Origin of the sequence: Taibaiella chishuiensis (assembly GCF_003014535.1) — a bacterium.
GTDB lineage: Bacteria > Bacteroidota > Bacteroidia > Chitinophagales > Chitinophagaceae > Taibaiella > Taibaiella chishuiensis.
This window is the reverse complement of the sequence record NZ_PYGD01000001.1, coordinates 1,254,706-1,276,153: the sequence shown is the minus strand read 5'-3', so window position 1 is coordinate 1,276,153 and position 21,448 is coordinate 1,254,706. Positions and strand designations below refer to the sequence as shown.

General features: G+C 50.6%; 15 protein-coding genes. 8 read left to right on the top strand and 7 right to left on the bottom strand.

Annotated features, from left to right (window positions below; translation table 11 throughout):
- Positions 1-124 precede the first annotated feature (124 nt).
- The 5 genes from B0I18_RS05425 (at position 125) to ispF (ending at position 9,178) form a co-directional block, all read left to right on the top strand.
- Entirely contained in the window at positions 125-1,828 is a 1,704-nt protein-coding gene (locus tag B0I18_RS05425; protein WP_106521616.1) for a M23 family metallopeptidase, read from the top strand.
- 26 nt (positions 1,829-1,854) lie between these two features.
- On the top strand, positions 1,855-3,042 hold the full coding sequence (locus B0I18_RS05420) for an ABC transporter permease family protein (protein ID WP_106521615.1): 1,188 nt from the start codon (positions 1,855-1,857) through the stop codon (positions 3,040-3,042).
- A gap of 254 nt (positions 3,043-3,296) precedes the next feature.
- Positions 3,297-7,091 carry a type IX secretion system sortase PorU gene (gene porU / locus B0I18_RS05415; protein WP_106521614.1) on the top strand — a complete coding sequence of 1,265 codons (3,795 nt, stop codon included), beginning with the start codon at positions 3,297-3,299 and terminating at the stop codon, positions 7,089-7,091.
- Positions 7,092-7,278: 187 nt separating this feature from the next.
- Positions 7,279-8,454 carry a type IX secretion system outer membrane channel protein PorV gene (porV, locus tag B0I18_RS05410; RefSeq protein ID WP_106521613.1) on the top strand — a complete coding sequence of 392 codons (1,176 nt, stop codon included), beginning with the start codon at positions 7,279-7,281 and terminating at the stop codon, positions 8,452-8,454.
- A 244-nt stretch (positions 8,455-8,698) separates the two neighbouring features.
- Positions 8,699-9,178, top strand: a complete 480-nt coding sequence (gene ispF / locus B0I18_RS05405; protein WP_106521612.1) for a 2-C-methyl-D-erythritol 2,4-cyclodiphosphate synthase — start codon at positions 8,699-8,701, stop codon at positions 9,176-9,178.
- Between the two features lie 13 nt (positions 9,179-9,191).
- Here the strand turns inward: ispF and B0I18_RS05400 are convergent, their stop codons facing one another.
- Complete coding sequence (locus tag B0I18_RS05400; protein WP_106521611.1) at positions 9,192-9,788, bottom strand: DUF502 domain-containing protein; 597 nt, start codon at positions 9,786-9,788, stop codon at positions 9,192-9,194.
- A gap of 102 nt (positions 9,789-9,890) precedes the next feature.
- Between B0I18_RS05400 and B0I18_RS05395 the strand changes: the two genes are divergently transcribed.
- Positions 9,891-10,898, top strand: a complete 1,008-nt coding sequence (locus B0I18_RS05395; RefSeq protein WP_106521610.1) for a fatty acid desaturase — start codon at positions 9,891-9,893, stop codon at positions 10,896-10,898.
- A gap of 93 nt (positions 10,899-10,991) precedes the next feature.
- Here B0I18_RS05395 and B0I18_RS25040 read toward each other — a convergent pair whose 3' ends face one another.
- Positions 10,992-11,150, bottom strand: a complete 159-nt coding sequence (locus B0I18_RS25040) for a class I lanthipeptide (protein WP_181358347.1) — start codon at positions 11,148-11,150, stop codon at positions 10,992-10,994.
- A gap of 232 nt (positions 11,151-11,382) precedes the next feature.
- Positions 11,383-14,724 carry a TonB-dependent receptor gene (locus B0I18_RS05390; protein ID WP_106521609.1) on the bottom strand — a complete coding sequence of 1,114 codons (3,342 nt, stop codon included), beginning with the start codon at positions 14,722-14,724 and terminating at the stop codon, positions 11,383-11,385.
- Positions 14,725-14,958: 234 nt separating this feature from the next.
- Here B0I18_RS05390 and def point away from each other — a divergent pair, with 234 nt between their 5' ends.
- Positions 14,959-15,612, top strand: coding sequence for a peptide deformylase (gene def / locus B0I18_RS05385; RefSeq protein WP_106521608.1), 654 nt, complete (start codon positions 14,959-14,961; stop codon positions 15,610-15,612).
- A gap of 70 nt (positions 15,613-15,682) precedes the next feature.
- On the opposite strand, the gene B0I18_RS05380 is transcribed toward def, so the two are convergent.
- The 3 genes from B0I18_RS05380 to B0I18_RS25035 all read right to left on the bottom strand — a co-directional run bounded on the left by B0I18_RS05380 (position 15,683) and on the right by B0I18_RS25035 (position 20,015).
- Complete coding sequence (locus tag B0I18_RS05380) at positions 15,683-16,720, bottom strand: T9SS type A sorting domain-containing protein (protein WP_106521607.1); 1,038 nt, start codon at positions 16,718-16,720, stop codon at positions 15,683-15,685.
- A gap of 131 nt (positions 16,721-16,851) precedes the next feature.
- Complete coding sequence (locus tag B0I18_RS05375; RefSeq protein WP_106521606.1) at positions 16,852-17,904, bottom strand: T9SS type A sorting domain-containing protein; 1,053 nt, start codon at positions 17,902-17,904, stop codon at positions 16,852-16,854.
- A 122-nt stretch (positions 17,905-18,026) separates the two neighbouring features.
- Positions 18,027-20,015 (bottom strand): TonB-dependent receptor plug domain-containing protein, encoded by a 1,989-nt coding sequence (locus tag B0I18_RS25035; RefSeq protein ID WP_181358346.1) that lies wholly within the window; start codon positions 20,013-20,015, stop codon positions 18,027-18,029.
- 258 nt (positions 20,016-20,273) lie between these two features.
- Here B0I18_RS25035 and B0I18_RS05365 point away from each other — a divergent pair, with 258 nt between their 5' ends.
- On the top strand, positions 20,274-20,726 hold the full coding sequence (locus B0I18_RS05365) for a MarR family winged helix-turn-helix transcriptional regulator (RefSeq protein WP_181358345.1): 453 nt from the start codon (positions 20,274-20,276) through the stop codon (positions 20,724-20,726).
- A gap of 69 nt (positions 20,727-20,795) precedes the next feature.
- On the opposite strand, the gene B0I18_RS05360 is transcribed toward B0I18_RS05365, so the two are convergent.
- On the bottom strand, positions 20,796-21,395 hold the full coding sequence (locus B0I18_RS05360; RefSeq protein ID WP_106521603.1) for a T9SS type A sorting domain-containing protein: 600 nt from the start codon (positions 21,393-21,395) through the stop codon (positions 20,796-20,798).
- Between the last annotated feature and the right edge of the window lie 53 nt (positions 21,396-21,448).

Here is a 21,448-nt window from a genome sequence, read left to right as displayed (position 1 = left end):
GTTTTATACAGCCCTGCCGGTAGCAGCAGGGGCATAAAATATAAGTTCCCCAATATATTTTATCTTGCAGTATTATCCTGTAACCACGCCGGCCTGATGGCAGGCGTATTATTACCCAAAAGGCATGAAGTTAACCAGCGCTGTTTTATGTTGTATGCTTCCGCTTGCGGCATGGTCGCAGGGGGAGCCGGACTATCCGCAAAACTATTTCCGTAACCCGCTCGACATTCCCATATCCCTCGCAGGCGGCTTTGCCGAGTGCAGGCCCAATCACTTTCATACCGGCATCGATATCAAAACCAACCAGCAGGAAAACATGCCCGTGTATGCTGCGGCCGAAGGTTATGTATCGCGTATTACCATCTCCCACGCAGGTTATGGCAATGCTATTTACATTACCCATCCCAACGGTTATACGACCTTATACGGCCACCTCAACGACTTTTACCCCGAACTGCAGCAATACCTGAAACAAAAGCAGTACGAACAGGAAAGCTGGAGCTGCGACCTGTCTTTACCGGCCAACCGTTTTGCCGTAAAAAAGGGACAACTGGTGGCCTACTCCGGCACCACTGGCGGCAGTACCGGTCCGCACCTGCATTTCGAGATCCGGAGCAATACGAGCGGGCATGTGCTGAATGGCATGTTGTTTGGCCTGCCCATTACCGATACCCGTGCGCCGGAAGCCAGGAGCATCGCCGTGTACAACGCCGATGAAAGTATTTATGAACAACAACCGGCGCTTATTCCCCTGTTGAAAAAAGGCAGTGGTTATACCACCAAGACGGGCGCTTACAAAAGCAGTAGTCCGCACCTGTATATCGGTATCCAGGCCCAGGACTATATCAACAACAGTACCAACTGGCTGGGCGTATACCGCATGAAACTCTACCTCGACGAAACCCTGCAGGCCGCAACAGAACTGCGCGAGATCGACTTTGCGCAGAACCGTTATGTAAATGCCTATGCCGATTTTAAGACCAAGGAAGAAAAAGGCACCTGGTACCAGGGCCTGTATCGCCTGCCAGGCAATAAGCTGGATGTATACACCGATCTTAATACACAGAACGGCATGCTGGATATAAGCGATGGTAAAGAGCACCAGGTACGCATCGAGCTCGAAGATGCCCATCGCAACAAAGCCCAGGTAAACTTTACGGTAAGTTATGCTGGCAAAACCACGGTTAAAACCTGCACCAATACCTGGATGCCGGGTAAAAGCAACGCCCTGCAAACCCGCAATACCTCGTTCGTAACCGATGAGCAGGCCCTCTACGACAGGATCTGTTTCCGCTATACCGAAAGTCCGTCCAAACAATACTATTCGGATGTGCTGCAGCTGCACGATGCCAAGATACCGCTGCAAAGCAGTACTGATCTCGGTCTCAAGATCAACCAGGCATTGCCCTTCGACCTGCGCAACAAACTCGTTTTTATCCATCATATCAAGGCCGCTTCACTACCCGGCAATAACCCGCAGGACGGCGCTGCGGCCCGCTACGATAAAGGCTGGGCCTGGGCCCCGGTACGTACCTTCGGCAATTATTGCGTAGGCGTGGATACCGTACCACCGGTATTGCAGCCGCTGCAGAAAGGCCCGGATTTAAGCAAAGCCAAAAACATCCGGTTTAAGGTAACCGATAAAATGACTTCCGTAAAACAGTTCAGGGCCGAGCTCGATGGCCGTTGGCTTTGTTTTGTAAGAGCGGGTAATACCTATACCTATACTTTTGATGAGCACTGCACGCCGGGCAACCACAAACTGGTGATAACGGCAAGCGACGAAAACGACAACCAGACCGTATATTCGCTGATCTTCCGGCGCTAACCGGCACACTATCTTTATCTGAATACATGCAACAAAACAAGATTATCCTGAAATTACTAAGGCCGGGCAGCCAGAAAGCCCGGATGTACGGATCCTGGGCAGCACTCTGTATCGGGCTGCTGCTGCTCTTTGCCGCAGCGCTGGCCTGGTCCGATTTCAACCAGGTACTTTCGGGTAAAGACAAACAGGAAAGTATGTCGTCGTTTGTGGTGATTGGTAAAAAAGTGACCAATGAAAGCATGCAGCGCAATACGGTCGAGAATCTCTTTACCGAAACCGATATCACCCAACTGCGGCAATTGCCCGGTGTAAGCGAAGTGGGCCCGCTCACAGCCAACCGTTACCCGGTATCGGCCAGCCTGGGTGGCAACCTGGGTTTTTATACAGAAATGTTCCTGGAATCGGTCGACGACAAATACCTCGATGCCATACCAGAAGACTGGTCCTGGCAGGATGGGCAGCCTACCCTGCCGATCATTATGTCCAACGACTTCCTGAACCTGTATAACTACGGCTTTGCCCTGAGCCAGGGCCTGCCGCAGCTTTCCCAATCCTCGATCAAGGCCATTCCGTTCCAGATTACGGTAGCCAAGGGCAAGGAGCAATACCGTGCACAGATTGTGGGCTTTACCGACCGCATCAGTTCGGTGCTGGTGCCCCAGGGCTTTATGCAGGCCATGAACAAGCGTTACGGCGATACTACCGCCAACCGTTCGTCGCGCCTTATCCTGAAAGTAAAGGACCCTTCGGACCAACGTTTTGTAGACTTCCTGAAAGCCAAAAACTATACCACCAACGAGGACCAGTTGCGCTGGAACCGCATCCGTACCGCGGTACAGGCTATCGTGACCTCGGTGGGCGCCGTGGCGCTTATCGTGGTGGGTATGGCCGTGCTGGCTTTTATTCTTTTTATCGAGCTTACGGTACAACGTGCTGCAGGCCATATCCGGTTGATGAAACAACTGGGTTATGCGCCCAAAACACTGAAGAAAATACTGAACCGTTTCTTCCTGCCCTGGCTCGGCTCGGCAGTAATCGTGGCGGCCGGTATTGCACTGGCCTGCCACCTGGTACTGGCGCAGTGGCTCAGCAAAATGGAACTCCGGATCAGTATTACCGATGCCTGGATACTGCCGGTACTGCTGGTACTGATCCTGGCGCTGCTTTGGCTCCTGCTGCGCCGTTCGGTAAGCCGCATCCTGAACAGGATATAAAAGCGGGCATCGCTAAAAATATAAATAAAAAACATACAAAATAACACCATAAATGCCTGCAGGATAACCTTTCGGATATGCTGCAGGCTTTATTATATGCGACCGGCATCGTTGCCGGCCCTAACGAATTTGCGCCCGTAATATGTCTGTTTTATCGTAATTTTGAGAACCCATCAGGTCCTGATACTTTTTGGGCGGCAGTTTTCGTTTAATATAAAAACTGCTTTATTATTTTCAAATAATTTTATTCTGGAATGAACAAGTTTTTAGTGTGCCTGTGGATGTTATGCAGTACCGGTGCGGTTGTTGTTGCACAGCAAAACACGAAGGTGACAACAAGCGCGGCCCAGGTCGATCCGGCAGATATCAGCAGCAAGGGTACCCTTACCCAGAGAATATACCTGGAAAGCGACAGGACGCCGCTTATAAAAATGAGCAATGTACGTGCCACTGTTGTCGCCGGCCTGCCGTTGCAGACGCCGGCCAGCAACACCTTCGAACCGGATGTGATCGTAACCCGGGAGCGCAAACGCCCGGTCGCCTATATTACCATTCCAGCCTACCGCAAACTGAACGGCCGTATCGAAAGGCTCCAGGCTTACGACCTGGAGGTTACCCAGTTTGAAGAAGGCACTACGCCCCAAGGCGGTAATGCCCATAAACCCACCCTGGTCAACACCTCGATCCTGAACAGCGGCACCTGGTACAAGATAAAGGTACCGGCCCGCGGCATTTACAAAATCGACTATGCCTTCCTGCAAAGCCTGGGTATCAGCCCCGGAAGCATCAATCCGGCCAATATCCGGATCTATGGCAACGGGGGCACAGTATTGCCCGAAAAAGCAGACAGCACCCAACCTGACGACCTGGTCGAAAATGCCATCAGTGTGCACAGTGCCGGCTCTTCTTTTGCCCAGGGCGACTATGTGCTTTTCTATGCCAACGGCCCGCGCCTTTGGGAAAAAGACTCGGTGCGGCAGCGATTTGTACACAGCAACAACTACTACGAAGATTACAGCTACTATTTCCTGAACTATGACCTGGGACCCGGTAAACGCATCCAGACAGAGGCGGCAACCGGCACCGCAAACGTTACCAGTACCACCTTCAACGATTATTACGCCGATGATGTGGACAGTTTCAATATCGGCGGCATCGGTAAAGTGTGGTGGGGCCACCGGATGAGCTCAGTAAACAGCAGCTCACTGAACCCTTCCTTTAACGTGAACCTGGGCAATGTTGCCGGTCCGATAACCGTAGAAGCCTATGTAGGCAATACCAGCGATGCTGCGAGCAATAACCTGCGGCTGAGCTTCAATAACGTAGTAGCCAAAAACTTTGCACTGGGTACGCAAGGCAATAGCTTTGCAGCTGTAGCCGCGGCTCTGGGCAGCGATGCCCTTACGATCAACCCGGGCACCGGCAACCTTACCGTACAACTGTCTTACCAATCGGGCGGTACCGGTATTGCCTATGTCGATTATATCCGGTTCAACTACCGCCGTAATTTATCGATGGCCGGCGTAAACCAACTCTCTTTCCGCGATTGGGAAACCGCGGGCCTGGGCAGCGGACAGCAAGCGGCCTTTAAGATCAGCAATGCCACTGCCGGGCTGAATGTATGGGAAGTAACCAATCCCCTGGCGCCGGTAGCGCTTACGGGCTCCCTCAACGGCAGCGACTATACGGTAGTACGGGAAGGCAACCGCCTGCGCGAATTTATTGCCTTCGACGGTGCGCAGTACAATACCCCGACAGCAGCCTCACCCGCACTGGTGGCCAACCAGAACCTGCACGGCCTCGGACCCACCGACCTGCTGATCATTACCAACGACAGCCTGAAACCAGCGGCAGAAGCCCTTGCGGACTTCCACCGCCAACATGATAACATTACCGTTACGGTAGCCACCCTCGACAAGATCTATAACGAATTCTCTTCGGGCGGACAGGACATAGGCGGCATCCGCAACTTTATAAAAATGTTTTACGAACGCGCATCCAGCGAAGAGGATATGATCAAGAACGTATTGCTGTTCGGTGCTGCCTCGTACGACTATAAAAACCGCCTGGCTTACAATACCAATCTCGTACCCACCTTCCAGACTTACGAAAGCGTGATCAGCGAAAGCTTTAGCGGCGGAGCTTACAGTTCCGACGACTTCTATGCCCTGCTCGATGACGGCGATAACATAGATGATGTGGGCGCGCTCGATATCGGTACCGGGCGTATACCGGCCTACAACCTGGATGAAGCCCTGAAAGCGGTACAGAAGATCAAAAACTACGCCAGCCCCAATTCGTTCGGTCCCTGGAAAAACGTTGTATCTTATGTAGCCGACGATAAGGACAAAGGTCCCGGCGGTATGAACCACCTGATGGATTGCGAAACCGTAAGCGACTTTTTCCGCCTGTCGGACAGGCAATATAACCTGTACAAGATTTACTCCGACGCTTTCCCAGTAGTGAACACACCGAGCGGTGCGCGCTATCCCTCCGTAAACAAAACCATTAACGACCAGATCTATAACGGTACCTTCCTGATGAGCTACAGTGGCCACGGCAACCCCGACCGCTGGGCAGAAGAAGCGATCCTTACGGCCGACGATTACGGCTCCTGGACCAATAAGAATAAGCTGCCGGTTATTGTTACCGCAACCTGCGACTTTGGCCGGTTCGACGATCCGGGACACCGCTCTGCAGGCGCCAGGCTTATGCTTAATCCGGAAGGCGGCTCCATTGCCATGATCACCACCACACAGGTGGTATACCAGTTCCAGAATACAGAAGTGAACAAAGCCTATACCCGTATGCAGTTTACGCCCAATAGTTCGGGCAACTGGCGCACACTGGGCGAGGCCCTGGCCGCTGCAAAAAATGCCACGGCTACACCGGGCGCCAGCAGTAACAACCACAAATACGTAGTGCTTGGCGACCCGGCGCTTAAACTGCAGATGCCGGTGCATAAAGTGCGTACCGACAAGGTATTCTTCGAGAACAACGGCAGCTCCATACCCTCCGATACCATTGCAGCACTGGGACGTTATAAACTGACCGGTTCGATAACCGATAAGAACAACAATGTACTGACCGACTTTAACGGCGAAGTATATGTGTCTATTTTCGACAAGGTACGTTCTGTACAAACCATCAACAGCCGCCCTACGGTAGTTGGCGTTACCCCATCGTTTAAAGTGCAGACCAATACCATTGCCAAGACAAGGGGAACGGTTACCAACGGGGTATTCAGCGTTACCTTCGTGGCGCCCAAAGACCTGAACTATGATTACGGCCTGGGTAAAATAAGCTATTATGCCAACAGTGAAACAACCGATGCTTCGGGCATCGATACCAATATCACCGTAGGCGGTTACAATACCGATGCCGAAGTTGATAACGAAGGTCCCGTAGTGCAGCCTTATATCGATAACGACAAGTTCCGCGACGGTGGCGTAACCGGCCCCAACCCGCTGCTGTTTGTAAAGTTGTACGACGATAACGGTATTAACTTTTCGGGTAGTGCGATCGGGCACGATATCGTAGCCATCCTCGATGAAGATGTGCAGAACCCGATGACCATGAACGATTATTATACCCCGCTGGAAAATGATTACCGTAATGGTTATATTAATTTTCCGCTGTACAACCTGCCCGACGGCAAGCATACCATCCGCGTTAAGGCCTGGGATGTGTACAATAACTCGGGAGAAGGCATCGTACACTTTGAAGTAAAAAACAAAGGTGCCGGCTTTATCAGCGACCTGTACAACTACCCCAACCCGGTTGAGGATAAGACCCAAATTGTATTCCAGCACAACCAGGAAGGCGAACAGATGGACGTGACCCTGCAGATATTCAATACCGCGGGCGGCCTGGTAAGAACCATACAACAGAGCTTTAAAGCCGAAGGCAACCGTACCGAAATTACCTGGGACGGCTGCGGTTATGGCGGCTACAGGCTGGCAAAAGGCGTTTATTTCTATCGTCTTACCGCCAAAACCGAAAAAGGAATTTCAGCCACAGCATACCAAAAACTGGTCCTGCTCCGTTAATAACTCTGGTAACCGGCTGTCCGGAAATACCGCCGGCCGGTTACCATAAGTTTAAACTAGTTTTTTATAAAATCCCTTATCTTTGCCCTCCCTAAACGAAAGGATAGTAAAATATAATCCATAGCCTATAGCAGCAATATATCTACATTAACTATTATTACTATTTCCTAACAAATTAAGAAGAAGAATGGCTAAACGCTTTGCAATTGCCGGGATAACCGTATTATCCGGTTTGATGGCTACAGGATCGTATGCACAAAAAACAGGGTTAAACGGGCAGGTAGGTACAATTACCACTGCGGTTCCCTTTTTGCGAATCTCCCCGGATGCCCGCAGCGGTGCAATGGGTGATGTGGGTATTGCTTTGTCTCCGGATGCCAACGCCCAGTACTGGAACGTGGCCAAGGTGGCAACCAACACAAAGGATTTCGGTGCATCAGTAACATATACCCCCTGGTTAAAGGATCTCGTTCCCGACGTATTCCTGGGTTATGTATCTCTTTATAAAAAATTCGGTGAAAACAACGACCAGGCGATCAGTGGCTCACTCCGTTATTTCAACCTCGGTAATATCGACTATACAACCATCGACGCTACGCCTGCAGGAAGTGGTAAACCCAGGGAATTCTCCTTCGACGTAGGTTACTCCCGCCGGTTCTCTCCTTACCTGTCGTTAGGTGTAACCCTGCGTTATATCAGCTCTAATATCGCCGCCGGTGCTGCCCAGGACAACTCTGCCAGCTACAAACCCGGTAAGGCTTTTGCCGGCGATATCGGTGTTTTCTATAGCAAAACAAAAGAGATCAGCGAAGAGCGCAGCGGAACATTCTCTGCCGGCGCCGTGCTTTCCAACGTAGGTTCCCAGATCAGCTATTCCGAAACCCGCAGGGACTTCCTTCCGGTAAACCTGGGTATCGGTGTTGCTTATACTTACAAAATCGACAACTACAATAAAATTACCGGCTCCCTGGACCTGAACAAGGCCCTGGTACCTGCCCCCGTTACCTATGCAGGCGTTAATGGCGATTCGCTGGCCCTGCCTGAAAAAGGGGTAATCTCCGGTATGCTGAGCTCCTTCAGTAAAGCGCCTCCGGGTTATGGTACTACCGTATCCGTAGGTGGTGAGTACTGGTACCAGGATCAGTTTGCCGTACGTGCCGGTTATTTCTACGAAAACAAAAACAACGGCGACCGCCAGTACTTTACCTGTGGTCTGGGCGTACGTTACAGCGTATTCGGTCTTAACTTCTCCTACCTGGTACCTTCGGGTTCCGGTGTAGCGCGTAACCCGCTTTCCAATACCCTGCGTTTCTCGCTTACCTTCGACTTCGACAAAGGCGCCTTTGGCAAGAAAGAAGGATAAACAAGCACAAGATACTAAGGTGGCGGATCTACCGGGGCAATATCAATTGGCTGTGTGTTTCCGAAGTTAATCTGCCACCTTACCTAACAATCTCTGATAAAAGAGATTAATTTAATATAAAAGCCTCTTTTTACATTTGCAAAGTAAAAGAGGCTTTTTTATTTTTGCTATAACTGCGGGTTTCATCTCCTGCAGTTATTATTGTAAACGGTCTATTCACAACACCTTAATTCATTTTTTCACCATGCAATTACGTATCGGAAACGGCATTGATTTTCATCGACTGGAAACGGGGATTCCATTCTGGCTGGGCGGCATCCAGCTGGAGCATACGAAAGGCGCGGTAGGCCATTCGGATGCCGACACTTTATTACACGCGATCTGCGACGCCCTGCTCGGGGCGGTAAGCCTGGGCGATATCGGCACCCACTTTCCCGACACGGATATGAAGTATAAAGGCATAGACAGCAAGGTGCTGCTGCGCCGCTGTTACAACCTGGTAAAGGAAAAAGGATACTGGATCGTCAATATCGACTCTACAGTATGCCTGCAGGAGCCCAAACTGAAACCACATATCCCAAAAATGAAAGAGGCGATAGCAGCTACCCTGGGCATATCACGGGACGAAATATCCATTAAAGCGACCACTACCGAACAAATGGGATTTGTAGGCCGCGAAGAAGGCGTAATGGCGTATGCCACTGTACTACTGACCAAACACTAGTCACGAAAAAAAATTAAAGCCCGGTGTGGTGCTGCTCGACAGTACCATGCCCGGCTACTCCCCCGCTTACCGCAAACTTCATGGCTTCGGCGGCATTCATTTCCAATACCGGCTTTACATAGTCCTCCGACACAATAATTACCCAACCGGAAATAGCATAGGAATGCGGCAGGTATACGGCTACCTTACCCGGCTGCCCCATTGCCGCCAGGTCGTTCTGGGTGAGAAAGCCAATGCGCCAGATCTCAGGTTCTGCATTCGTTTTTACCCAAACCGGGTTATTGAATTTCTTCTTATCGCCCATAAAAGAATCCAACAGGTCTTTTACCGCAGAGTAAATATGCTTTATACCGGGCGTATGCTCGAGCAGGTGACCAAAAGCCTCTACCAGCCAGCGGCCTATAAAAAACCGGGTACCCATATAACCGATCAGGGTAATGATAAGCACGACGGATACAAACCCGATGCCCGTGGGAATATTGCCGATGGGGATAAGGTTATCGACACTGGTAAAAACAATATAGATCGTGTATGCCGTAATCCCGATAGGACCGATAATGATCAGACCCTGCAGGAACCAACGGAAAAGCAAGCCAAGTAAGCGGCGCATGAATTGAGGAGGTTTGAAAAAATGAGCGGATAGGAAAATGCTAAGTCAAAATTATTACGAATTTGTTACTTTTGAAGATTCATTTAAAGATTAAATATTGAGATGGCAAAATTAACCTCTTTTCGCTGGTCTGAGGACCCCGAGCCACATAAAGCACGGACGAAAGAAATCATCCAGAATCACCCGGAAATACGATCGCTGATCGGACGGAACCCTTATACTTTTTTAGTCATTCTTTTATGCGTAGGCATCCAGATCGCACTGTCGTATTTTCTGAAAGACGTGTCGTGGTGGATCGTGTTTATCGTTGCTTACCTGGTAGGCGCCTTTGCCTGCCATACGCTGTATGTATGTGTACACGAATGCTCCCATAACCTGGTATTCAAAAACAGGACGCTGAACACCATTGCCAGCCTGATCGCTAACCTGCCCCAGGTATTTCCGAGCTCGATCTCCTTTACCAAGTATCACCTCAAACACCATTCCTTCCAGGGTGTGGAAGCGGTAGATGCCGATATGCCCTTCCGCTGGGAAGCCAAGCTGATCAATAATGCGCCGGTGGGCAAGGCCCTGTGGCTGCTGTTCTACCCTGTATTCCAGGCCCTGCGCCCTTTACGTCTTACCAAAGAGATCTCTATTTTCGATAAGTGGACGGTATTGAACTGGATCATACAAATTGTATTTATGGGCGCGATCGTGTATTTCTTTGGCGCTAAAGCCACGGTATACCTCGTAGCCAGCTTCTTCTTCTCGATCGGCCTGCACCCCCTGGGCGCACGCTGGGTACAGGAGCACTTCCTTACCCATGGCGACCAGGAAACCAAAAGTTATTATGGTCCGCTGAATACCGTAAACCTGAATGTCGGCTATCATAACGAGCACCACGACTTCCCGTCCGTGCCCTGGAACAAACTGCCTAAGATCAGGAAATTTGCCGGCAATTATTACAATACACTCGGGTACCATACTTCTTATACCGTGCTCCTGTTCCAGTTCCTGTTCAGCAAAGACATATCGATCTACTCCAGGATGGCCCGCGATAACCGCGGTAAGAAAAAAGGAGATAAAGTAAAAAAAGGTACAGCCGCCGCTGCCACCGAAGAAGAATAAATACACCCCCTTATTTTATAGCAAAAGCAACCCGGTCCGGGTTGCTTTTTTTATTTTACCAGGCAACGGATAGAACCGTTGCCCCCCGGTAGATCAGGCGCATACGCCCGGGTGCGTAGCGCAGCCGCCGGTACAGTAGCAAATCGATTCGTAACCCGATTTACCGCCCAGTACGGCCTGTTGCTGTTGCAGGGCCAGGTTGCTGATCACTTTTTTGTCCAGGGTAAGTTTTTTCTGAATGGTCTTTTTCATAGGAGTTAATTTTAGATATTTTCAAAGATATCCCTTTCAGCCAGTATCTCCCATCCTTTTAAGAATGCTTAACAGGCAGTAATCGATACCAACAAACAACTGAAAATCAACAATAAATAACATCGCCCAAAAATCCAATGCCTTACTTTTCAGCATTTTAGCTTTACGAAAAAAAACAGGCAGCCGTAGGGTACGGCTGCCTGTTGGTATGGGGGCAGGAAGTAGTTCCCGCTTAGAAGGTATAACGCAGACCGATCTGCATACCCCAGGTGTTGGAAGCACTGAAGAGGTTGCGGTACGGTGTGGTAGGCAGTACGGGCCTGCCTGCGTTGTCTTTAATATTGATCATATTGAAAGTAGGCACGCCGGTTGCATCTACTTTGGTTACGCTCAGCAGGGCGTAGTTGTAGTCAGAACCACCGTTGAGCTGCTTGTACAGTCCCCAGTCTTTGTTCAGCAGGTTACCTACGTTCAGGATATCGAGGCTGAATTGCAGCGTGTGGCGACGGTCGTTTTTACCGACACCGGTAAAGATGTCCTGCAGTAAACGGAAATCCCAGCGGTTCATCCAGGGCATCAGGCCATTGTTACGCTCTACATATTTGCCTTTGCTGTCGCGCAGCGCTTTCTCGTTGTTTACGAACTGGTCGTAAGCCTGGCGTTGCTGCTCAGGTGTGAATTTTACCGTCTGCTCTGCATTGTTCGCGTCTTTATATTTCACGCTGTATTCGGCAAAGTTCAGATCGGCAGAATTTTTCGGTACATACAACAGGTCGAGACTTACCCCGTCGGCATTGATATCACCGTTATAGGTATAGGCAAAGCGGCCCTGGTTAGCACCCTGGAAGAACAGGGAAAGCGTAGTACCCAGGTGACCCAGGTATTCTTTACGGTAAGACAGCGAACCGATGATACGGTGTGGCACGGCATATTGAGAGTAGCCCATCAGTTGCTCGTTCGGATCGTTGATCGAGTAGTTGTTGCTCCAGGCAGAACCGGCGGCAGAACCAGGGTTACCGCTAATGTCTTTAGCACCGGAGTAGGTGTAGAACAGGGTTCCGGAGAAACCATGCCATGGTGTAAGGGTAACACCGATAGAAGTGGTTACAGAGTATCCTTTGCTGGTATTGCTCAGCACGGGGATGATGTTGCCGGTTGCCGCGTTGTAACGGGCATTGTTGGCGCCATTCCAGAATTCGCGGTTATCGCCGGAGTAATTCAGTACACCTGCAGCCGGTTTACGGTTAGCGTTGAACTGGTAGATCGCGTTGATGTCTTTATTGTAGATAACGTCGAAAGTAGCTACTAAAGGAGTTCCCGGGATCTTATAGTCCACACCGAAGTTAGACCTCCAGATCTGTGGCATTTTGAAATCGCGGTCGATCAGGGCAGCGCTGCCCGGTGCTTTGGTACCTGGTTTTTTAGGGAATTTATCCGGCAGCTGGTTTACCCAGTACTCCGGATCTTTTTCGAAATGGGTAATCTTGCTTAAAGTAGCGCTATCCACCGGTTCGAAGGTATTTTGCAGTACACCGGCATTGGTAGGCATATTGGTAAACCATACAAACGGTATATTACCGGTAAAGATACCGGTACCGCCACGTACCTGCAGGCTACGGTCGCCCATTACGTCCCAGTTAAAGCCGACACGTGGCGAGAATAATGGTTTGGATTTAGGCCATTGTGCGGTAGTATAAGTAGTGCGGTTACCGTTTTGATCCAGCAGGGATAAGGTATCCAGTGCCGGGTTGTTAGGCGGGTTGTCGAGGAACAGCGGCAGATCTACACGCAGACCTACGGTCAGGTTGAAGTTCTGGCTCAGGGCCAGGCGGTCCTGGGCATAAGCGCCGCCCATACCGAATTTTACTTTGGCATAACCATCGCTTCCGTCGAAAGGATAAGTAATACCGTAAACAGAAGGCTTACCACCATTCAGGAAGTCGGCTACAGAAGCAAACCTGTAGTAGGAGGTGCCCATACGCATATAGCTGTTACCAAAACTCATGGTCTGGAAACTCAGGCCCGCTGTAATGGTGTGGATACCGGTGAGGTAAGTAAAGTTATCGGTAAAAGAGAAGTTGTGGTTGATTACGTCGTTGTTGTAAGAGAACAGTTCGGTACCGAAACTCATGTAATTCTTATCGTCTTTCCAGATATCCACGAAGGGGAACAGGGCGCCCGGTGTTTCGCGGGTATCCTGGATACGGCTGTAGGTAGCCAGGAACTGGTTGGAAATTTTGGAAGAGAAATTACTGTTCAGTTCGGCAGTAAGGGAGTGTACTTTGTTTTTGAACGAGTAGTTGGCATTCTCAAAAGCAATCGACTCGCTGCTGATCCTGTTTACAGAAGAACGTTTGTTAGGACCGGAGTTGTTATTGGTACCCTGTTCGCTGGTACCGGTCATCTGGTTGTAACGCAGGGTAAACTTATGTTTATCGCTGATGTTCCAGTCGAGGCGGAGCAACGCTTTAAAGTTTTTGTTCTGGTAATTGTTGGCGTAGTTTTCGTAAGCGCCCGGGTCGTAACCATATTTGGTTTTCAGGAGGTTGCTTACGGCATCGAGATCGGAAGCTGCTACACGGGTAATATTAGCACCCTTTACGCCCCGGTCGGCCAACCAGGTATTACCGCTCGACTGCCTGTTTTCATATTCAAAGTTTCCGAAGAAGAACAATTTGTTTTTGATCAGTGGCGCGCCAAGCCTTGCACCGATAATTTTGTTGGAAGTACGTGCCGTCTTATCCAGTTTATCGCTGCCGACGTTTAAGCCGGTAAAGCTGTTTGGACGTAAGTAACCATAGATAGAACCGGTAACTTCGTTGGTACCGCTACGGGTAACGGCGTTGATACCGGCGCCGGTAAAGCCGGTCTGGCGTACGTCGTAGGGCGCGATATTTACCTGTACTTCTTCGATCGCATCGAGAGAGATGGGCTGGTTGCCACCACCCGGCATGGGATCGGAGCTCAGACCAAAGCCATTGTTGAAGTTGGCGCCATCGATCTGGGTATTGTTATAACGGCCATCGCGACCTGCAAAACCGCCGCTGCTGCTTGCGGGTGTTGCCACACCGCTGGCCTGGGGCGATAAACGGGTCATGTCCGACAGGCTACGGTTCAGTGTAGGCATCCTGGCGATATTGGTGGAGCTGATATTGGTCGCAGCGCCGGTCCTTTCGCTATTCAGCAGTTTGCTTTTGTTGGCGACTACCTGTACTTCTTTAATGGTTTCGCCATCTTCGCCGGGGCTGATACCTTCGTTCAGTACAAAATTTTCGCCGAGTACCAGGTAAACACCCTCTACTTTTTTGGGGGCGAAACCAATATAGGTGATCTCTACGGTGTAGGGACCACCGGCACGCATACCCTGGATGATAAAGTTACCATCGGTTTGCGTCATGGTGCCGTACCTCGTTCCCGAAGGTACGTGGGTCGCCTTGATCGTTGCGCCGGGCAACCCCTTGTTTTCCTGGTCCTTAATGAAGCCGGTAAGGCCGGCAGTGGTAACCTGTGCAAATGTTCTCCAGCCCGTAAATGCAAAGAGCAGGAGGAAGAGCATGTTGAATTTTAACCTCATATCCGATTGTTTAATTATAGGGCAAAATTGCCAAACTAATGTTACCAAAACATTACCTGTTGTATAATTTATTCTTTGTAATCCATATATGTATTTTTTCGCAAATATACAATGGACCGGCCCAAACAAACAAGTTTATGCAGGAATTATGTCCGCTGCAGGCCTTACCTGGCGGGCATTATACATAAATGCCTTAATTTCATACCTTAATCCAACAGTACCATCGTATAAACTATGAAGAAGTTTTTATTTTCAGGATTGTTGCTGGCAGGCCTGGTTCCCGGCGCCGCTGCACAACGGTTGAGTGCCGGTGAAAAGGCGCTGATCACCTCGGGCGATACCGCTACAAAACTGCGGGTAATACAGATCGACCGGCCCGGCGACAGCCTGGTACTCAAACGTAATTCGCAGGACATCAACCCCGCCGATCCCCTGCTGCCCCTGCTGGCCAGGCGCATGTACCTGGCCATGCGCGACACCGCCAACCCGGGTGTGGGTATCGCGGCGCCCCAGGTAGGCATTAATCGCAACCTCTTCTGGGTACAGCGCTTCGATAAAGCAGGCAAACCCTTCGAACTCTACCTCAACCCTGAAATTACCTGGCGCTCGGCCCTGCTGAAAAAAGGGAAGGAAGGCTGCCTCTCGGTACCCGGCGGTAAGGAAGAGGTGCTGAGGAACTATACGATCCGGGTCCGGTATACCAATAGCAAAGGACAACGGCGCGAAGAGATGGTGGAAGGATATACCGCCGTTATTTTCCAGCATGAAACGGATCATATACGCGGCACTTTATTTATAGACCGGCTGGCCACGCAGGACCGGGTACCGCTCACACCGGTAAGCGATAAAATACAGCTGTACCTGGAACAGGTACCAGAACGGCTTTGATGACATCAAAAAAGAGCAGGACCGGAAGTCCTGCTCTTTTTAAAATATAGGTTTACTGCGTTAAGTCCTGCTATTGCAACAGGATCTTTTCGCTACGTCCTTTACCGCCTGCATCGGACAGGCGCAGCAGGTAAATGCCTTTGGCATAAGCGTCCAGTCGTAAAGTTTCCTTACTATTTACCTTGCCTTTCAGCAATACCCTGCCCTGCTGGTCCATCAGTTTGTAGTCGTAACTTTTATTGCCGCTCGTTTGCAGCAATACGCCGCCTGTGGTAGGATTGGGATAAACGGCAACAGCGATATCCTGTTGCGGATCGCGGAACCCGGTTATACCACAGTTGTTGGGAACAGGGTAAGTACCAGTCGCCTGGATGGTGCGTACGGAGTCCAGGGTAACCCGGCACTGCCCGTCTACGGTATAATACCATAGCTTGTTGCCCGTGCAGCCCGACGGGCAATCGCCCCAACCCAGGCGGAACACCAGGTGAGCCGCGCCGTTATTGTACGTGTAGCGGATATAATTACCATCCCCCACAGCCGGTATAAAAGAGACCTCCAGTATACCGTCCAGCTTCAGCAGGCTATCGGCAAAGGCTTTGCCATTGATGATCTCGGCGGTTTTGATATTGGCCGTGCCCGATGTATTATTGAACCCGGTTACCTGGAAGCCGCAATGGGCCATTAACTCATCCAGTGTAGCATAACCGGTAACGGCATTTAGACTTTTCCAACCGTCGGTCCAGGTCTTGGAAGGATCTACCTTTACGTACAGGTTAACGCCATTCCTGGCGCCCGATAAATGAAAGCCCTCCATGTGCCGGTCCTGCCGGATACAATGACGCCGCATTACAGAATCGGCTTCCAGTTGGGCGCCAAGGTTAAAAACGGCTGCCATGGCTCTTTTTACGGAATCGATATAGGGTTGGGGAATGTCGATAAGCGTAGTGTCGGATGCATGTGTTTCGTACATATAAACCAGGGCCATGTGTGCTATATCTTTCCTGTAAAGCGCTTCCAGTTCCGTATTGGTCAGGCAGGATGAGGGTACCTGCGCATTCACTTGCCATCCTGCAAAAAGCAGGGCTAAAATCCATAATACTTGTTTCATAGGGTGGTTATTTTTTTGTATTACAAATATAATTTTTTGTTACGAAAAATAAAAAAAGATAACATCCAAAAAGAGCAGGACTTCCGGTCCTGCTCTTTTTTCAAAATATAGGTTTACTGCGTTAAGCCCTGCTATTGCAACAGGATCTTTTCGCTACGCCCTTTACCGCCTGCATCGGACAGGCGCAGCAGGTAAATACCTTTAGCATAAGCATCCAGCCGTAAAGTTTCCTTACCATTTACCCTGCCTTTCAGCAATACCCTACCCTGCTGGTCCAGCAGCTTGTAGTCGTAACTTTTATTGCCGCTGGTTTGCAGCAATACGCCGCCTGTGGTAGGATTGGGATAAACGGAAACAGCGATATCCTGCTGCGGATCCCGGAAGCCGGTAATACCACAGTTGCTGGGGACAGGGTAAGTACCGGGCGCCGGGAAGGTCTTTACGGAATCCAGCGTAACCCGGCACTGGGTGTCTACTCTGTAGTACCAAAGTTTCTCGGCCGTACAGCCCAGCGGACAATCGGCCCAGCCCAGCCGGAATAACAGATAGGCCACGCCGTTATCGCAACCGTAGTGGATATAATTACCATCGCCGGCGGCAGGTACATACCAGACATGCTGAATACCCTCCAGCTTCGACAGGCTATCGGCAAAGGCCTTGGCATTGATGATCCGGTCAGTACGGATGGTAGCGGAGTGGTCGTATAGGGAGCCTGCGACACCAGTATAATTTTCTACCCAGAAGTTGTAATGCGCCATTAGCCCATCCAGTGCGGCATAACCGGTAACGGCATTAAGACTGCTCCAACCATTCGTCCAGGTTTTGGAGGTATCTATTTTTACCCGCAGGAAAACGCCGTTGCGGGCGCCGGACAGGTGCTGGGGCTCGATGCGACGATCCTGGCGGATACAGTGCCGGCGCATTACCGAGTCGGCCTCCAGCTGGTTATCCAAATTAAAAACCGCCGCCATGGCCCGTTCTACCGAATCGATATAAGGTTGCGGGATGTCGATCAACGCCGTATCGGGCAAATTCATGTCGTACAGGTAAACCAGCGCCATATGCGCTATGTCTTTGCCGTAAAGGGTTTGCAGGACTGCGGTCGATTGGCAGGAAGATTGAACCTGCGCTTGTGCTTGCCATCCTGCACCAAGCAGGGCTAAAAGCCATAAAATGTTTCTCATAGTCGTATTTTCAGGTATTACAAATATAATATTTTGTTACAAATAATTAAAAAAACATAATACCAAAAAGAGCAGCGCCGGGCGCTGCTCTTTTTGTGCTAGGAGTATGATAAAGAGGAAGATTAGTGTTGCCACCAGGCCCATTTAAAGCCCAGGGTAAACCAGCGCCCCGTCATCGGTACGGCGCCGGCTTCGATATATTGCACATTGGTCAGGTTGGTAATGTCGGCATATACGCTCCATACCTTGCGGGTAAAGGCCACGCGGGCGTCGAGCAGGGTGTAATCCTTGTAATTGACCCGTTGCTGGTAGCGGCCTGCGAGGGTTACATTGATCATCCTGAACAATTCGAGGTTGGCGTTAACACAGAGCTGGTGCCTCAGGTTTTCGAGCGCATAACGGGAAAGCTGTTCTGTAGCCCCGCCCTTATTTTCGTCTTTAATGGTCGATTGCAGGTAAGTATAGGATAAGCCGGTAATCAACGCTACGGCAGGCGCATTACGGTTTTCGTTACGCCAGCGGTAGTCGGCCGAGAGGCTGAATCCCTGTGTTACGATCTTGTGGAAGTTTACCGGTTGCCAAGGTGCGGTTATGGTATCTTTTACCCAGTCGATAAAGTCGTCGGTAGTACGGCTGAAATAACTAACCGATGCGTTTAATTTTTCATCGTTGTATTTCAAGCCGCCCTCTACGCTGTACGAATATTCAGGCGCCAGCTTGTCGTTACCGATATTCTGCGGGCCTTTATAATACCAGTCGGTATAGGTAGGCAGGCGCTGTCCCAGGCCGGCATTGGCAAATACCCGTAAACCCTTGTAGATCCGGTAGCCCATATCGATACCCGGCAGTACTTTCCAGCCGAAGTCGGAATTGTAATTGGCATAGGCCCCGATATTGACCAGCAGGTTTTTCACCTTATTAAAACTATACTCGCCAAAGAAGCCGTAGTTGGTGCGTTCCCAGTTACCCAGGTTGCTGCTGTTGATGCGTTCGTTGCGCGCTTCGAGCCCCAGGCCAAAAGTACCCAGGTCGGTGTCGAAGGTATTGTTGAACTCAAAATCGATTACATGGGTCTCGTGCCGGTTATGGTATACCTCCGGTTTCTGGCGGATAAAGATATAGTCGTCGTGGTTATAGCGGTAGCTCAGCCTGGGTTTCATGGTCCAGTACGGGTTTACGGCTATGGTAGCGCCTACGCCGGCCAGGCCGGTCTGCACCGTTTCGTTCGATTCCTTGTCGGCCGGTGCGGAATAAAAACCATTGGCCCCGAAATCGTTGTAGATAAAGCCGCCCATAAGCTGCAGCGAACTGGCCTTACCCAGGTCCAGGTTGCCCTGGTAGAAGGCCTTGTTGTTGTTAAACGCCGTATTGTAGCGATACCCCGAAGCCTGCTCGCGGCCCAGCGAAAAATAATGCTGGGCATTGTCGCCGGCCAGGCTGCCCGATACCTGTACACCGTAGCCGCCGTATAGCTTGTTATTGCTGGTATCGCGGTTAAAGCTGCTGCCGGCATACACATGGGCGGTAATACCGGTATTGGTGGGCTTTTTGGTAATGATGTTGATGGCGCCGGTCAGGGCATTAACGCCGTACAGGCGTGCGGCCGGACCTCTCAGTACTTCGATGCGTTCGATAGCGTCGAGGGGAATGGGCAGGTTCATCATATTATGACCCGTTTGCGGATCGCTGATCTTAATACCGTTGATCAGCACCAGCGACTGGTCGAAGGTGCCGCCATCGATGCCGATATCGGCCTGGGTACCCCAGGGGCCGCGCTGCCGCACATCGATACCGGATACATAGGTCAGCAATTCGTTTACCGACTTAACGGGCAGGGTACGGATTAGGTTCTGATCGATGATCCGGATATTCCGGTTCTGTTCCGCAAAAGGGATCTGCAGGCGGTTTTCCTGGATCACGATATCATTAATGGGACGGAGATAATAAACCTTATCGCCCGTGGTATCGGTGGGCGCTGTCGACAGCACACCGTCCGCTTCCATTACGGGGTTATCAATGCTGTCGTCTTCTTCTTTTTCGGGCTCCTGCGCGTGCAGGCACTGGCAACTCAACAGGGCCAACAGGGCCATTGTGTAAAATTTCGAACTCATAAAATCTGCAATTAGGGTCGCAAAGATATAAGTATCAATACCGAAGCGGCAAACACCACACAGGCGCAAAAAACGCATATATACCTGCGTTAGCAGGAATCGCGCCTGAAAACAGTAAATAGTTAGGATTACAAACTATATTTGTAGCGCTTAACGATAAGATCATACCCCGGTTCCGGTCAGCGCCGCATTTAGTTAGCACTACTAACATTATAAAAGCCCATGGCCTTTAACCAAAAACTAACAAAAGCAACCACCATGCCTCATTCAGAAAAGCAGGATATAGACACCGCGATCGTAAGCGGCCTCGAAGCCATTGGCCATGCTTATCGCGCCCTCTTGTGGGAGCAGGCGCGCGAGCACGACCTGAGTCCGCTGCAGATCCAGTTGCTGATCCATATCCGGGAAGCGCAAAGTGTAAAGATCAGCGGGCTGGCCCGGCACTTTATGCTCACCAAACCCACGGTGAGTGAAGCCATACGTTCGCTGGAGCGCAAGCACATGATCGGCCGGCACAAAGACCCGGATGATGCGCGGAGCCATTCGGTAAGACTTACGGAATGGGGGGCCGACATTGCCCACATTGCCTCGTTTTATACCGAACCGGTACGTCGTATCATTGCGCCTGTAGCCCTGGCGGAGAAAGAGATCCTGCTGAAAAATATCCGGGGCCTGTTACGCCGGCTGGAGCAGGAAGGAGCGGAGGATTAAAAAAAGAGAAAGGCCACCTGCGTCTGGCGGCCTTTCGTCAATATAAACCAATCAACACACAACAAAACTTTAGCGGGCAACGGTAAACTTGCGCAACAGCGTTTTACCATCCTGCTCAATACGGGTTATATACATGCCTTCGGGCAGGTGGCTGATGTCCAGCGTAGTGCCTTCGGCATTTACCATGCGCGGAGCCATCACGGTCCTGCCGGAGATATCGGTAACGGCTACGGCAAATGCTTTTTTAGATTCTTTAAAAACAATGCTCAGTTTGGATGATGCAGGGTTAGGATATACGTCCAGCGCTGTTTTGCCCAGTTCGTAATCTTTTACGCCGGTACCGCCGGTTACGGTAAACTTACCGATATGGCCCATAGATTCGTGGGGTACACATACATAGTTATATACACCGGCTACCGTAGGCACGTACTGGAACGAAGTGCTGGCGGCGGTCATCGGGTGATCCCAGGCAGCTGCGCCGCTCGGAATAGTCCTGCTGGTAGTCGTATGCGAGCCATTGATCCAGGTAAACAGTACGGTATCGCCCAGTGCGATGGTCGCATCGGCCGGTGTAAACTTAAAGTCCTGTACGGTGATCGTAAGCTTGTTGGCGCTTGCAGCCATAGCCATCATCGAGCAGGCAGAGAGTAAGAGTAATTTTAATTTCATAAAAGAGGCTTTCGTGATTGATTAAAAATGGTGTCCGGGGACTAAATTACCAA

Coding starts and splice junctions, on each gene's coding strand:
- B0I18_RS05425 (WP_106521616.1), top strand. CDS start 125: ATGAAGTTAACCAGCGCTGTTTTATGTTGTATGCTTCCGCTTGCGGCA.
- B0I18_RS05420 (WP_106521615.1), top strand. CDS start 1,855: ATGCAACAAAACAAGATTATCCTGAAATTACTAAGGCCGGGCAGCCAG.
- porU (WP_106521614.1), top strand. CDS start 3,297: ATGAACAAGTTTTTAGTGTGCCTGTGGATGTTATGCAGTACCGGTGCG.
- porV (WP_106521613.1), top strand. CDS start 7,279: ATGGCTAAACGCTTTGCAATTGCCGGGATAACCGTATTATCCGGTTTG.
- ispF (WP_106521612.1), top strand. CDS start 8,699: ATGCAATTACGTATCGGAAACGGCATTGATTTTCATCGACTGGAAACG.
- B0I18_RS05400 (WP_106521611.1), bottom strand. CDS start 9,788: ATGCGCCGCTTACTTGGCTTGCTTTTCCGTTGGTTCCTGCAGGGTCTG.
- B0I18_RS05395 (WP_106521610.1), top strand. CDS start 9,891: ATGGCAAAATTAACCTCTTTTCGCTGGTCTGAGGACCCCGAGCCACAT.
- B0I18_RS25040 (WP_181358347.1), bottom strand. CDS start 11,150: ATGAAAAAGACCATTCAGAAAAAACTTACCCTGGACAAAAAAGTGATC.
- B0I18_RS05390 (WP_106521609.1), bottom strand. CDS start 14,724: ATGAGGTTAAAATTCAACATGCTCTTCCTCCTGCTCTTTGCATTTACG.
- def (WP_106521608.1), top strand. CDS start 14,959: ATGAAGAAGTTTTTATTTTCAGGATTGTTGCTGGCAGGCCTGGTTCCC.
- B0I18_RS05380 (WP_106521607.1), bottom strand. CDS start 16,720: ATGAAACAAGTATTATGGATTTTAGCCCTGCTTTTTGCAGGATGGCAA.
- B0I18_RS05375 (WP_106521606.1), bottom strand. CDS start 17,904: ATGAGAAACATTTTATGGCTTTTAGCCCTGCTTGGTGCAGGATGGCAA.
- B0I18_RS25035 (WP_181358346.1), bottom strand. CDS start 20,015: ATGAGTTCGAAATTTTACACAATGGCCCTGTTGGCCCTGTTGAGTTGC.
- B0I18_RS05365 (WP_181358345.1), top strand. CDS start 20,274: ATGCCTCATTCAGAAAAGCAGGATATAGACACCGCGATCGTAAGCGGC.
- B0I18_RS05360 (WP_106521603.1), bottom strand. CDS start 21,395: ATGAAATTAAAATTACTCTTACTCTCTGCCTGCTCGATGATGGCTATG.